At 68.9% G+C, this 14,158-nt stretch carries 9 protein-coding genes; 6 read left to right on the top strand and 3 right to left on the bottom strand.

Translation table 11 applies throughout. From position 1 onward, the window contains the following. Positions 1–85 precede the first annotated feature (85 nt). From CACI_RS21865 to CACI_RS21875, 3 genes are all read left to right on the top strand, one after another. On the top strand, positions 86–1,840 hold the full coding sequence (locus tag CACI_RS21865) for a glycoside hydrolase family 35 protein (RefSeq protein WP_015793013.1): 1,755 nt from the start codon (positions 86–88) through the stop codon (positions 1,838–1,840). A 219-nt stretch (positions 1,841–2,059) separates the two neighbouring features. Then, positions 2,060–2,683 (top strand): hypothetical protein, encoded by a 624-nt coding sequence (locus tag CACI_RS21870; protein ID WP_015793014.1) that lies wholly within the window; start codon positions 2,060–2,062, stop codon positions 2,681–2,683. 255 nt (positions 2,684–2,938) lie between these two features. After that, complete coding sequence (locus tag CACI_RS21875) at positions 2,939–3,871, top strand: endo-beta-N-acetylglucosaminidase H (protein WP_015793015.1); 933 nt, start codon at positions 2,939–2,941, stop codon at positions 3,869–3,871. A 70-nt stretch (positions 3,872–3,941) separates the two neighbouring features. Here the strand turns inward: CACI_RS21875 and CACI_RS21880 are convergent, their stop codons facing one another. The 3 genes from CACI_RS21880 to CACI_RS47180 form a co-directional block, all read right to left on the bottom strand. After that, positions 3,942–4,613 (bottom strand): TetR/AcrR family transcriptional regulator, encoded by a 672-nt coding sequence (locus tag CACI_RS21880; protein WP_015793016.1) that lies wholly within the window; start codon positions 4,611–4,613, stop codon positions 3,942–3,944. A 64-nt stretch (positions 4,614–4,677) separates the two neighbouring features. Continuing rightward, the gene (locus CACI_RS21885; RefSeq protein WP_015793017.1) at positions 4,678–5,442 is read right to left on the bottom strand and encodes a putative hydro-lyase; all 765 of its coding nucleotides are present in this window, start codon (positions 5,440–5,442) and stop codon (positions 4,678–4,680) included. Positions 5,443–5,533: 91 nt separating this feature from the next. Next, positions 5,534–7,900 (bottom strand): MFS transporter, encoded by a 2,367-nt coding sequence (locus CACI_RS47180; RefSeq protein WP_015793018.1) that lies wholly within the window; start codon positions 7,898–7,900, stop codon positions 5,534–5,536. A 370-nt stretch (positions 7,901–8,270) separates the two neighbouring features. On the opposite strand from CACI_RS47180, the gene CACI_RS21895 reads away from it, so the two are divergent. The 3 genes from CACI_RS21895 to CACI_RS21905 all read left to right on the top strand — a co-directional run bounded on the left by CACI_RS21895 (position 8,271) and on the right by CACI_RS21905 (position 14,155). Then, positions 8,271–8,696: a nuclear transport factor 2 family protein gene (locus CACI_RS21895; protein WP_015793019.1), complete on the top strand. Its 426-nt coding sequence runs from the start codon at positions 8,271–8,273 to the stop codon at positions 8,694–8,696. A gap of 641 nt (positions 8,697–9,337) precedes the next feature. After that, on the top strand, positions 9,338–12,475 hold the full coding sequence (locus tag CACI_RS21900; protein WP_190276790.1) for a phosphodiester glycosidase family protein: 3,138 nt from the start codon (positions 9,338–9,340) through the stop codon (positions 12,473–12,475). A gap of 132 nt (positions 12,476–12,607) precedes the next feature. Continuing rightward, positions 12,608–14,155 (top strand): glycoside hydrolase family 10 protein, encoded by a 1,548-nt coding sequence (locus tag CACI_RS21905; RefSeq protein WP_449727826.1) that lies wholly within the window; start codon positions 12,608–12,610, stop codon positions 14,153–14,155. Positions 14,156–14,158: the final 3 nt, after the last annotated feature.

Here is a 14,158-nt window from a genome sequence, read left to right on the forward strand (position 1 = left end):
CTGCGTCGGGACCAGTGCGGCCGTGCCTTGCCGGGCCCGGCCGCGCCTGGTCCCGCCGTGAAGAACCACAGGGAGCTACACGAACGTGGCAGTACTCGACATCACCGGCGACGGCTTCAGCCTCGACGGTCAGCCCTTCCGGATCGTCTCCGGCGGCCTGCACTATTTCCGAGTCCATCCGGCGCAGTGGTCCGACCGGCTGCGCAAGGCCCGCCTGATGGGCCTGAACACCATCGACACCTACATCCCGTGGAACCTGCACGAGCGGCGCCCCGGCACGTTCGACTTCGGCGGGATCCTGGACCTGGCGGCGTTCCTGGACGCCGCCGCCGCCGAAGGGCTGCACGTCCTGCTGCGGCCCGGGCCGTACATCTGCGGGGAGTGGGAGGGCGGCGGGCTGCCGTCGTGGCTGCTCGCCGACCCGGATCTGGCGCTGCGCAGCACCGATCCGGCGTTCCTGCAGGCGGTCGAGGCGTACCTCGACGCGATCATGCCGATCGTGCTGCCCCGGCTGGGGACGCGCGGCGGACCGGTCATCGCCGTGCAGGTGGAGAACGAGTACGGGGCGTACGGCTCCGACACCGCCTATATGGAGCGGCTGTACGAGGCGCTGACGTCGCGGGGTATCGACGTACCCTTCTTCACCTCCGACCAGCCCAACGACCTGGCGGACGGCGCGCTGCCCGGCGTCCTTGCCACCGCGAACTTCGGCGGCAAGGTGACCGCCTCGCTCGCGGCACTGCGTGCGCAGCAGCCGACCGGACCGCTGATGTGCGCGGAGTTCTGGAACGGCTGGTTCGACTACTGGGGCGGCACGCACGCGCAGCGCTCCGCCGAGGACGCCGGCGCCGCGCTGGAGGAGATGCTGCAAGCCGGCGCTTCGGTGAACTTCTACATGTTCCACGGCGGCACCAACTTCGGATTCACCAACGGCGCCAACGACAAGGGGACGTACCGCGCCACGGTCACGTCCTACGACTACGACTCGCCGCTGGACGAAGCCGGGGACCCGACGGAGAAGTACCGGCGCTTCCGCTCCATCATCGGCAAGTACGAGACGGTGCCGGACGAGGAAGTCCCGGAGCCGGGGGAGAAGCTGGCGCCGGTCTCGGTGGCTCTGACCGGGCGCGCGGCGTTGTTCTCCGAGGCGAGTTTGGCTTCCTTGGGCGTGGCGCAGAACTCTGAGACACCGCTGACGATGGAGCTGCTCGGTCAGGACTTCGGTTTCGTGCTCTACGAAACCCGGCTTCCCGCGGCGGGTCCGGCGACGCTGACGTTCGACGAGATCGGCGACCGCGCGCAGGTGTTCGTCGACGGTCAGCCGGTCGGCGTGCTGGAGCGCGAGCGGCACGAGCATGTGCTGTCGTTCCTGGTGCCGCGCGCCGATGCGCAGCTGCGCGTGCTAGTGGAGAACCAGGGTCGGGTGAACTACGGCCAGAAGCTCGCCGATCGCAAGGGTCTGATAGGCGCGGTCCATCTCGACGGCGCGCCGCTCACCGGCTGGACTTCGCGTCCGCTGCCGCTGGACGACCTGACCGGGCTGGCCTACGCCGAGCTCGACGGCCCGGCGGTCGGACCCGGCTTCCACCGAGGCACGTTCGACCTCGACCGATGCGCGGACACCTACCTGCACCTGCCCGGCTGGACCAAGGGCGTGGCCTGGATCAACGGCTTCAACCTGGGTCGCTACTGGTCGCGCGGCCCGCAGGGGTCGTTGTACGTGCCCGGACCGGTGCTGCGTGCCGGAACGAACGAGCTGGTCGTCCTCGAGCTGCACGGCGCGCGCGCCGCGGCGGCCGAGCTGCGGCCGGTCCCGGATTTGGGACCGACGGAGCTGTGAGCCCGACGGGACCGTGAGACCGGCGGGGCCGCTGTTTGTGAGGGACGGCGGCCCTGCCAGAACTCTGCCACCGTCCTGCCTGCTGCCCTGCTGCTGCGCTGCCGCAACCGAGCCCTTTCGGCGTAATCAGGTCACGAATGGAGCAACCGGACTTGATCTTCCCATAGCCGCGTTGCGAGCCTGAGCGCTCTGTCTTCGCAGGGAAGGGCGTTCCACTCCATGACCGGTCTCCGTCTTCGTACTCCCCGTACCTCCCGGACTCGGCGCACCGCTGCCATCGCGTTCGCGGCCACCGGCATCCTCCTCGCCCCCTCGGCGGCCGTCGCCTCGGCCGCCTCCGGCAAGCACCACGCCGAGCACTACGCCGGGCACTACGCCGAGAACCACACCGTTCACACCACGCGCACCTCGACGAACAACAGCCAGCAGCTGCCGGTGCAGACCAACAACGGCTACAACGCCGCCTGCGGTCCCGCCGCCGACGTCGAGGCCATGTCGATGGCCCTGGGCCTGGTCGGCATCGGCAACGTCGCGCTGTACACCGGCGCCGGGCGGACCGGCACGGGCTGCGACGTGATCACCGGCACCGGCCTGCCGATCGGCACCGACTTCCAGATCATGGGCATGACCGCGGCGAACGTCGACAACCGGAGCGACGAGCCGGTGGCCGTCTACTCGGACACCACGGACAACCTCGACGCCGTCGTGCCGGCCGGCACAGACAGCGACATCACCCCGGTCGACGTGAACTTCGCCGCCTACCCGCAGGGCAGCACCCCGCCGCCGGACGACAGGGGTCTGATCCCGGCCGCGGTCTTCCAGTTCCCGACCGGCGGCGCCTGAGCCCCGGCTTCTGCTTCGGCTTCTGCTTCACCACCTCGGGCACGTCGGCGCGCGCCGACGTGCCCGAGGTTCATCGTTTTCTAAAACGCTTCAGAGTGGCCTCACTATGCCCTCGCACCTCGTGCGTGTCAACGTCGCCGACACCTGATACCCGGGTCTTGACACGTCTGCGGCGCTGGAGCATATTCACCTCACTGAATCGGTTTATCTGCCGAGCGCCCACTGTCACCTTCATCCAGCAAGGGAGCTTGATCGATGATGCGCGGACCCAGATCGAGGTGGAAGGCCCTGATCGCCACCGGCGCCCTGACGCTGGCGTTCGCCGGCACGGCGGGCGTCGCGCAGGCCACTCCCGCCAAAGCCACCCCCGCCAAGGCCAAGCCGGCGGCGACCAAGAGCGGCCCGATCTCCGTGGCGTACGTGGAGGTCAACAACAACAGCATGCTGAACGTGGGCAAGTACAAGCTCGCCACCGGCGGCGCCAACGTCTTCGACATAGCCGTGATCTTCGCGGCGAACATCGACTACGACGGCTCGAACGCCTACCTGTCCTTCAACCCGCAGGTGCAAAGCGTCCTGGACAACGTCGCGACGCAGGTCCGTCCGCTGCAGGCCAAGGGCATCAAGGTCGAGCTGTCGATCCTGGGCAACCACCAGGGCGCCGGCTTCGCCAACTTCCCCTCGCAGGCGGCCGCCGCGGCCTTCGCCAAGCAGCTGTCCGACGCCGTCACCAAGTACGGCCTGGACGGCATCGACTTCGACGACGAATACGCCGACTACGGGGTCAACGGCACGCCGCAGCCCAACGCCAGCTCCTTCGTGTACCTCATCCAGGCGCTGCGCAAGGACATGCCGAGCAAGCTCATCACCATGTACGACATCGGCCCGGCCGCCGACAGCCTGACCTACAACGGCACCGACGTCGGCCCGCTGTTCAACTACGCGTGGAACCCGTACTACGACTCCTGGATCGTGCCGGACATCTCGCTGCCCAAGAGCCACCTCTCCCCGGCGGCGATCGACGTCACCTCGACTCCCTCCAGCGACGCGGCGAGCCTGGCCCAGCAGACCGTGAGCGGCGGTTACGGCGTCTTCATGACATACAACCTGGGCGCCCCGGACATCCACACCTACATCTCGAGCTTCACCAAGGTCCTCTACGGCAGCAAGGCCGTGTACAGCGGCTGAGATCGGCTGAGGTACCACCGAAATCTCGCGGTGCGGGCTCCTAGGCGGGAGAGCCCGCACCGCGGCTTTTTCACGCTTTATCGTTGCCGGCGTTGGTTTTCTCGCCGGCCCTGTCGTCCTCGTCAAACAGCAACAGCCGCTGCAAATCGGCGAGATGCAGAGTCGGTCCGCTCAGCGGCGCCTGCGCCGGATCGGCCCGCAGACCGGCGATGAGCAGGTCGGCGTGCCGGTGCGCGAGCGCCAGTTGCGCTTCCTCGCTGAACCGCCCCGGCAGCGGCTGCGAGAACCGCACGACGAGCAGCCCGATGTCGGCGAACGCCGCGTCCTCGCGCAGCCGGCCAGCCTTGCGCGCCTCGTCCAGCAACTCCTCGATGAGCCGCGCCACAGTGGTGCGCGCCTGCTTGATCTGCGGCTCGTCCAGGTCGACGGCCTCCAGCAACGCCGGGACCACCGCCGAGGTGCGCAAAGCGATGACCGCGTGGATGTAGGCGGCCAGGGCGTCCATCGGGTCGGCGTGCTCCCGGCGTGCCCGCTCCACCACCTCGGCGGTCGAGGTCAGAGCATGCAGGACCACCGCGTGCATCAGGCTGCCGCGGTCGACGAAGTGCCGGTAGAGCGTGGCGATACCCACGTCGGCGCGCCGCGCGATCTCCTCCAGCGAAGCCTCCGGACCGCGCTCCACGAACACGTCCCGAGCGGAGGTCATCAGCCGCTCGCGATTGCGGCGTGCGTCGGCTCGCATGCGGACCCCTTCCGGTTGGGACCAGCGTGCCGTGATCTCCTGCGCCCCGTGCGCGCCCCCTGCGTCACACGGCGACCTGCGGTTCCCGCACGTCGGTGATGAACATGTGCCCGGGGGCGTGGGTGATGGCGAACGGCGGGCGGGAGGCGACCACCGCGGCCTGCAGCGTCACGCCGCACGCCCAGAACATCGGGAGGTCGCCGGGCTGGATGTCCGCCGCGTCGCCGAAGTCGGGCTTGCTCAGGTCCCTGATGCCGAGTTCGCCCGGGTCGCCGAGGTGGATCGGGGCGCCGTGCGAGGTGGGCATCAGGGTCGTGATACGGAAGGCGGTGCCGATCAGTGCCGAGGGGACCGGGCGCATCGAGACCACGAGGGGACCGTGAAAGCGGCCTGCCGGGCGGCATTCGCGGTTGGTGACGTACATCGCGACGTTCCGGCCGGGGTAGCGCCATGGCAGTCCGGCGGATGTCAGGGCACTGTCGAAGGTGAAGCTGCAGCCGGTCAGGAAGGTCACCGAGTCCTCGCGCCAGACGTCCGTGATGTCGGTGGGTTCGTCGACCAGGCGGCCGTCGCGCCACACCCGGTAGAGCGGGAGATCGGTGCGCAGGTCGGCGTCGTGGGCCAGCGGGGTGTGGCGCGAGCCGGTGTCGGTGACGTCGAGGACCGGGCACGGGTCCGGGTTGCGGTGCGTGAACAGCAGCACGTCGTAGGCCCAGTCGGCGGGCACGACCAGCAGGTTGGCCTGCCGGAAGCCAGGGGCGAGCCCGGACGTCGGCCCGCTCACTCCCGAGCGGAACCCGGCGCGCACCTCGGCGGCTGTTTCGGGCATATCCGCACGGTAAGCCGATCCGGCTCGCTCGACAACACGGCGTCGCGGGCGCGCGCTGCCGGTGCGGCGCCGGCCACCGTCGCCGAAGCGATCACTCCGGGTATCCCAGCTGCACGTCGTGGCGGCTGTCGATCCGTCCGTCCACCCGCACGGCGCTGGCCACCGGCGGGTAGCCGCTGGCGATGAGCGTGTACTCCCCGGCGTCGAGGTCGGCGAAGGCGAAGGAACCCTCCGGGTCGCTGTCGGCGGTGGCCACTACGTTGCCGGCGCCGTCCATCAGCATCACCCGGGCGTCGGCGAGCGGGGAGTCGGTGGACCAGGCGCGGACTGTGCCGCTCAGGCGGACCGCCGGGTGCAGCTCGAGCTCGGCGCGGGTGGTTCCGTGGCCCTCGATCGTGATCGACAGGGCTGCGGGGCGGTGGCCCACGGCGTTGACCGCCAGGGTGAGCGGGCCGGTGGGCAGGTCGCGGAAGGTGTGCGTGCCGTCCTCGCCGGTGCGGCGGCTGGTGAGCAGGTCGCCGGCGGCGTCGGTGAGCATCAGGGTGGCGCCGCCGATGCGGCTGCCGTCGGTGGCGTGGACCGTCACCGCCAGCCGTCCGCGCTCGGCCAGCAGGATGTCGTGCCGGACGCTGTGCTCGCGCGCGGTGATCGTCGAGGCCTCCGGCTCCCGTCCGTTCGCGGCGACGATGAGCACGTACGCGCCGACGCGCGGGACGCCGAGCTGGTAGCCGCCGTCCGCGCCGCTGCGTGCCCGGCCCACCTGGCGACCCTGCGGGGACACCGCGGTGATGGCGGCCAGCGGCATCGGGGCGCCGTCGCGGTCCCGGACGCGGCCGTGGATGAGGACGCCGTCGCCGTTGTAGGGGGAGGGGATGTGTGCCGGGACGGCGTCGTGGAGGGGGAGCAGGATCTCTGTGGGCTGCTCAACTGGGGCGAGGACTTCGGATCCCGCCGTCGTGGGAACAGCGGCCGCAACAGAGGGTACAGAGGGCATCGGAACGCCGACTCTGAAGCTGATCAACGCGAACGACACGATCGCCGCGGCGAGCATCAGCCCGGCGGCCCACCAGAACGCGGTGATGTAGCCGTGCACCTGAGCCTGTGTGTGCAGCATCGCAATCTGCTGCGATGTGGCGACCGGATCGGGGGAGTGCTTGGCGGAATAGCTACGGGTCGCGCTCAGTGCCAGGGTACTGAGAAGCGCCGTGCCGACCGCGCCGCCGACCTGCTGCGAGGTGTTGACCATGGCCGAGGCGACGCCGGCGTCCCGGGGGTCGACGCCGCCGGTGGCGACGTTCATCGCGGGCATGAACGCGCAGCCCATGCCGAGCCCGAGTGCGATCGTGCCGGGCAGGATCCAGGTGTGGTACGAGCCGCCGACCGTGATCCGGGTCAGCGCGAGCATGCCCGCCGAGCCGAGCACGAAGCCCGGCGGCATCAGGTAGCGCGGCCGCACCCGCGTCATCAGCCGCGCGCTGATCTGCGTCGCGCCGATGAGCATGCCGCCGACCATCGGCAGGAACGCCGCGCCGCTGCGGATCGGCGACATGCCCTGCACGGACTGCAGGTAGTAGGTCAGGAACAGGAACGCGCCGAACATCCCGACGATCGCCAGCCCGAGCGAGAGGTACGCGCCGCCCCGGTTGCGGTTCCACACCACGTGCAGCGGCAGCAGCGGCGCCTTCGACAACGCCTCGGCGATGACGAACAGGACGAGCGCGACCCCGGCGGCGATCAGCAGGCTGACGGTGATCCGCGCGTTCCAGCCGTCGGACTCGGCGCGCGACAGACCGTAGACGAGACAGCCGAGCCCACCGGTCACCAGGAAGATGCCGAGGAAGTCCAGGCGCCCATGATCGTGGCGCCGCGCCGGCTCCCGGACCGTGATCGCCGCGCCGGAGAACGCGATGACGGCGAACACGACGTTGACGAACATCGTCCAGCGCCAGCTCAGATACTGCGTCAGCAACCCGCCGAGCATCAACCCGACCGCCGCACCACCCCCGGCGATCGACCCCCAGATCCCGAACGCCTTAGCCCGCTCGGCAGGCGCAGTGAACATCACAGTCACCAGCGACAACGCCGACGGCGCCAGCATCGCCCCGAAGCACCCCTGCAAAGCCCGCGCACCGAGCAGCATCGCAGTGTCCGCAGAAGCACCACCCAGCGCCGAGGCCAAAGCGAACCCGATGACCCCGATCTGGAACGTCCGCTTTCGCCCCAACCGATCCGCCAACCGCCCCCCGAACAGCAGCAAGGCACCGAACGGCAACGCGTACGCAGTGACCACCCACTGCCGATCCGCATCAGAGAAACCCAGATCACGCTGCGCCGAAGGCAGCGCGATGTTCACCACGGTGCCATCAAGCACCACCATGAGCTGCGCGAGCCCAACAAAAGCCAGCGCCTTCCATCGACGCGGATCCACAAGCGAAGAAGCACCATTGGTAGAGGACATGGGAAAGCACACCTATCGCAACAACGCCAAGAAAACATCAGGATGACCACCACGAGGTACCACCCCGCGGAATTTCGCAACGACACCACAAGCACCGAGAACGCCCCGCGCCTCAGCCGCCTATTCGCGCATTCCCAAGCCCCCGACATATGGCGCGGCCACGAAACACGAACACCCGCACCACCTTCCCCAATACGAAACGACCGCGTACCACAATAGTGGGAGATGGCCTTATTGACGAACTCTGTGATAGCGGGGGTGGTTATCGCAGTTAGCGGGGCATAGATCGGCGCCGGGCAGGCTCAGCGCCGGGTGATGAGGTCCGAAAGCCGCCGGTTCCGCGAGCCGACTGCGGCTAGCCTTCCGATCCATGTCGGAAGCCAGCCGTGAAATAGTCCTGAACGCCTGGAAGACCTTCGCCAGCCACGACGCCGTCCAGATCGAGCCGGTCTTCACCGAGGACGCCGAATGGCTGGCGCCGCCCGGCAACGCCACCGCCCTCGCGCTGGACTGCCCCAGCCACATGATCGGCCGCACAGCGATCGCCGGCTTCCTTGCCAACGACTTCGGTCGCCTGTTCGTCGCCGACGTCGAGGTCACCTTCCGCGGCATCCACGCCACCGACGACCTCGTCGTCATCGAGGAGACGATGCGCTCGACCCTGCCCGGCGGCGGCCACTACGAGAACGACTACTGTCTCGTCTTCGAACTCCGCGACGGCCTGATCCACCGGGTACGCGAATACATGGACACCAGCCGCGCGCATCGCATGGTGTTCGGCGCCGGTGGCATCTGATCCGGCGGAGTTCAGGTAGGTCCCAAGTCCCATCAGCGGCAGGATCTCGCTGCTCTCCAGGACCTCGGACGTTCACCCGCGCCCGATGTGGGCGAAGGGTTGCATCCGCCGCAGTGTATTGACCCCGCCCCCGCCCGCCGCCGCGTCGTTACCAAAGCTTTGGATTCTCGTGGATTCAGCGCCTTGAATCTTGCTTAAGGTCGCGTACAATCCACGGAATACCAAGGGCGCCTGGGGCGTCGGCCAGGGAGGGCATGGTGTCGAGGCGAGTTGGTGTGCGGCGGTTGGGATGGGGGCGGGGTGCTGTCGCGCTGGTTGTCGCTGTGGCGGGTTGTGTCGCGGTGGTGGCGCCCGCGCATTCGGTGCCTGGTGCCGTCGGGGCTGGTGGAGGTGGTGGTGCGGCTTCGGGTGCTTGGCTGCCGACGACGCCGGATCAGTGGCCGCTGGTTGTCGACGAGGCCGTGTCGCCGAGTGTGACGCTTACTCATGGTGTGCAGCAGCATTCTGATGTGCTGCGGACGGTCGGGGGTGCGCAGCGGGCGCAGGTGATGGATGTCGACCTCGCTGATCCCAATGTGCGGTTGGGTGTTGTGGAGTCTCACGATCATCTCACCGATGCTGCTGATGAGGTCCCGTCTTCCATGGCGCACCGGACTGGGGCGGTGGGCGGGGTGAACGGGGACTTCTTCGAGATCTATGGCAGCGGGCGGCCGCTGGGCATGGTCGTCATCGACGGTCGGCTGGTGAAGAGTCCTGATCCGACGTGGAACGCCGACCTGTGGGTGCGCCATGACGGCAGCATCGGCATCGGCACCGAGACCTACGCCGGCAGCCTCACCGATGGCGCCGCCACCGCTGCGATTACCGCCGTCAACGCTGTGAACAGCCTGTCCGGCAACGCCATCGTGCGCGTCACCCCCGATCTGGGCACCCCGTCGCCGATCGCGGCCTCGACCGTCGTTGCCGGCCACCTCGGCGCGGACGGCACCACGCTGCTCGTCGACTCCGTCACCGCCGGCGTGACCACCCTGCCGCAGCTCGCCGCAGGGACCGAGGACCTCGTCGGCTCCGGGACCCAAGCCGGGTGGCTGTCGCAGAACATTCATATGGGCGACCAGATCGCTGTCAGCGAGAAGATCGGTCCCGACCCCGACGTCGTCCAGGGCCTGTCCGGCGGCGCGATCCTGGTCCAGAACGGCCAGCGCGCCGTGCCGCTCCAGGGCTCCGGCGAGAACAACGTCGACAACCCGGTCACCGCGGTCGGCGTCAGCCAGGACGGCAAGCACGCCGTCTTCGCCGCCTTCGACGGCCATCAGAGCGAAGACGTCGCCCAAGGCCTGACCCGCCCCCAGATCGCCGGCTGGATGACGCAGCACGGCGCGTACAACGCGATCCTGTTCGACAGCGGCGGCTCCACTCAGATGGTCGGCCGCCTTCCCGGACAGACTCAGGCTTCTGTCTTGAACGTCCCCTCCGACGGCCACGAGCGCCCCGTCGCCAACGGCCTGTTCATCTACAGCACCGAGAAGGCGCCCGGCACGGCGGTCAAGGCGGTCGTCAACAACGGCAAGCCGCTGACGGCGCTGGCCGGAACCACCGTCCCGCTCTCCGCCTACGGCCTGGACGCCGCCGACAATCCGGCACGCGACGCCGCCAGCCTCAAGGTCTCGCCGGGCAAGATCGCGACCGTGAATGGCAGCACCCTGACGTTCACCCGCCCCGGTCACGGCGTCCTGCACGTGACCGCCGGGCACGCGCAATCGACCATCCCGCTGACCGTCGTCGACAGTCTCAAAACCCTGACTGTCACCCCGAACCAGGTCGATCTCGACAGCGGCGCGACACAGCTGATCACGGCCGCCGCCACGGCGCCCGACGGCAGCCCTGTCGACCTCCTCGCCGAAGCCGTGAAGTGGAGTGTCGACCCACCCGCGCTCGGCACGATCGCCCCCGACGGCACCTTCACCGCGGCGCCCACCGGCTCCGGCATGGTCACCGTCACCGCGAGCGCCGGCGGACGCACCGCCACCGTCAGCATCGCCGTCGGCCGCTCGACCACGAACGTGGACCCCCTCACCGACGCCTCGAAGTGGTCGATCACCGACGCCTACATGAACGTCTACCCGCGCAAGGTCCCCAGCCCTGGCACGCACAGCACCTCCGACGGCTCGATGTCCTTCGACCCGGCGACCAAGGCCCAGCTCGGTGACGCAGGGTCCTTCGACATCCACTACGACTACCCCTACGTCAGCAAAACCCTCGACCTGAGCGTGTATCTCAACGACCCGAACAGCGAACAGGTCCCGCTCCTGAACGGCACCCAGGCGCCGATCGGCCTCGGCGTGTGGGTCAAGGGCAACCCCGACCTCGCCTCGCGCCCGGGAGCCGGACTCGCGCCGGGCATCGTCACCCTCAACGTGGGCATCTGGCAGTCCACCAGCCAGCCGACCAGCTTCTACCCGACCGGCGTCACCTTCGACGGCTGGCAGTACGTGGTCGCCCAACTCCCGCCGGGCCTGCAGTACCCGCTGCGCATCAACTACCTCGGCCTGGTCGTCATCAAGCCCGGCCCGAACCTGAGCGGCGACGTCCACCTCGCCGACCTGCAAGCGGTCTACTCCCCGCGCCCGCCGGTCCCGCCGACGTACACGGCGATCCCGAAGAACCCGTCGTGGCTGAGCTTCACCGACGTCGGCTCGTTCAAGCCCGGCGGCACGAGCATCGCAGCCTTCGACGACGCGCACACCACGGCGGCGAACCCGGCCGCCACCGGAACCGTGGCGATGAAGGCGATGCCCGGACTGCTGGCGAACCTGCCGACCGCCGCGAAACCCTCGATGGTTCAGGCACTCGGCGACATGTCCGACGACGGACAGCTGCCGGACCTGACCAATCTCAAAACCCTGCTAGACGGACTTGGCGTGCCATACCATGACGCGGTCGGCAACCACGAGATCACCCAGGGCGCGACGCCGGAAAACGCCAACTTCGCCAACGTCTTCGGCGCCACGCACTACGCCTACGACCAGGGCGCGGCGCGCGTCATCGTCACCGACAGCGGCCACATCGGCATCACCGCCTCCGACCCGTATCAGACGGTTGATACCGACGAGTCGCAATACCTGTGGCTGGCGCAGCAACTGACGCAGAACACGCAGAAGGTCGCGATCGTCACCACGCACGTCCCGGCGTACGACCCGCACCCCCGCGCCGACAGCCAGTTCTCCGACCGCTTCGAAGCCGAGATGTACGAGCGGCTCGTGCAGCGGTATCAGCAGACGCACCCCGGCGTCCACGTCATGATGCTGTTCGGCCACGCCCGAGGCTGGGCTGAGGACGTGCGGCTGCCCGACGGCACCGAATCGCCCGACGGCATCCCGAACTTCGTCGTCGCCGACCTCGGCGCCCCGCCGTACGCGCCGGAAGACCAGGGCGGCTTCTACAACTACGGGCTCTTCAACGTCCTGCCGAACGGCACGGTGCAGTTCGCGGTGCAACCGCTGCTGGCCTCGATCGCGGTCACGGCGCCCGCACCACAGCTGACACTCGGCGCCAAGGAGCAGCTGAGCGCGGTGGGCACGTCGCTGACCGGGACGGACGCCCCGGCGTTGCAGGTACCGATCGCCGATCCGGTGTCGCGGCACTGGACGTCGTCGGACCCGCGCATCGCCTCCGTCGACCCGTCCAGCGGCGTGCTGACGGCCCACTGCGCGGGGACCGTGACGGTCGCCGTGACCGCCGGCGGCATCACAAGCACCGCTTCCGTCACCGCGAAATAGGCGAACAAGCGAACTAGCGACAAGCGACAAGCGAATAGACGAGTAGGCGAGGTAGCGATGACAAGGGTTCCCAGCCGCAGGAGTTTCCTGGCGACGTCGGGCGGACTCACGGCCGCGTTGGCCGGCGGCGCGATGCTGATCGGCAGTTCGCCGGCGGCAGCCGCCGCGCCGGCTGGGAACCCGTACCCCGCTCCGTGCGCCGGCGATCCCGCGCACCCCAAGCGCCAGCTGCGGGGCGCGTGGATCGCGAGCGTGTCGAACATCAACTGGCCCTCGGCTCCCGGATTGACCGCCGAGCAACAGCAAACCGAGCTGACCGGCCTGCTGGACGCCGTCGTCCGGATGCGCATGAACGCCGTGTATTTGCAGATCCGTCCGGCCGCGGATGCCCTCTACGCCTCGCCCTACGAACCCTGGTCGCAGTACCTGACCGGCACGCAGGGACAGGATCCGGGCTACGACCCGCTGGCCTTCGCCGTCGCCGAGGCGCACAAGCGGAACCTGGAACTACACGCCTGGATGAACCCCTACCGCGTGTCCACGCAACCGGATCCGAGCCGGTTGGTACCTACGCACCCGGCGCGCGTGCACCCCGACTGGTGCGTGGAGTACAGCGGCGAGCTGTACTACAACCCGGGCGTCCCGGCGGTCCTGGACTTCGACGTCCAGGTGATCACCGACGTCGCGACCCGCTACGACATCGACGGCATCCACTTCGACGACTACTTCTACCCCTACCCCGTGGGCACGGCTGACTTCCCGGACGACGCGGCCTACGCCGCCTACGGCGCGGACTTCCCCGACAAGGCCTCCTGGCGCCGGGCGAACGTCGACAAGCTTGTCAGCACCCTGCAACGCGAGCTGCGCGCCGTGAAGCCCTGGATCAAGTGGGGGATCAGCCCCTTCGGCATCTGGCGCAACCAAGCCACCGACCCCCTGGGCTCGGCGACCAACGGACTCCAGTCCTACGACGCCCTGTCCGCCGACACCCGCGGCTGGATCCAGAAGGGCTGGCTGGACTACGTGGCGCCGCAGCTGTACTGGAACATCGGCTTCCCGGTCGCCGCCTACGACGTCCTGGTCGACTGGTGGTCCAAGGCCGTGGACGGCACCGGCACGCAGCTGCTGATCGGCCAGACCGTCTCCAAGATCGGCACCCCGACCCCGCCGGCCTGGCTCGACCCGAACGAGATGCCGAACCACCTGATCCTCAACCGCCGGTATCCCGAGGTCGCCGGCGACATCTTCTTCAACATCACCAAGCTTCTCACCGACCCGCTCGGCTTCCAGACCCGCCTGATCGACGACCTGTACGAATACCCGGCACTGGTCCCCGAAATGTTCCGGCACTCCGGCCCAGCACCAGAGCGCACCGCACTGACCGAGGCCCAGCCCACCTCCACCGGCACGCGACTGCGCTGGCTCCACCTCGGCCGCCCGCACGGCGTCGAAGCCGCGTACTACGCGGTCTACCGCTTCGACGGCCGCCCACCACAGCCCGCGTGCGACTTCACGGATGCGAAGAACCTGCTCGGCACCGCCCGCGCAGTACCGGATCTCTTCAACGGCTGGACCGACACCAGCGCCACCTCAGGAAAGCAGTACACGTACTACGTCACGGCCCTGGACCGCTCGCACCACGAGAGCGCGCCGAGCAATCCGCAGGTGGTGGGCCGGTAAGCC

The organism is Catenulispora acidiphila DSM 44928, assembly GCF_000024025.1.
Classification (GTDB): Bacteria; Actinomycetota; Actinomycetes; order Streptomycetales; family Catenulisporaceae; genus Catenulispora; species Catenulispora acidiphila.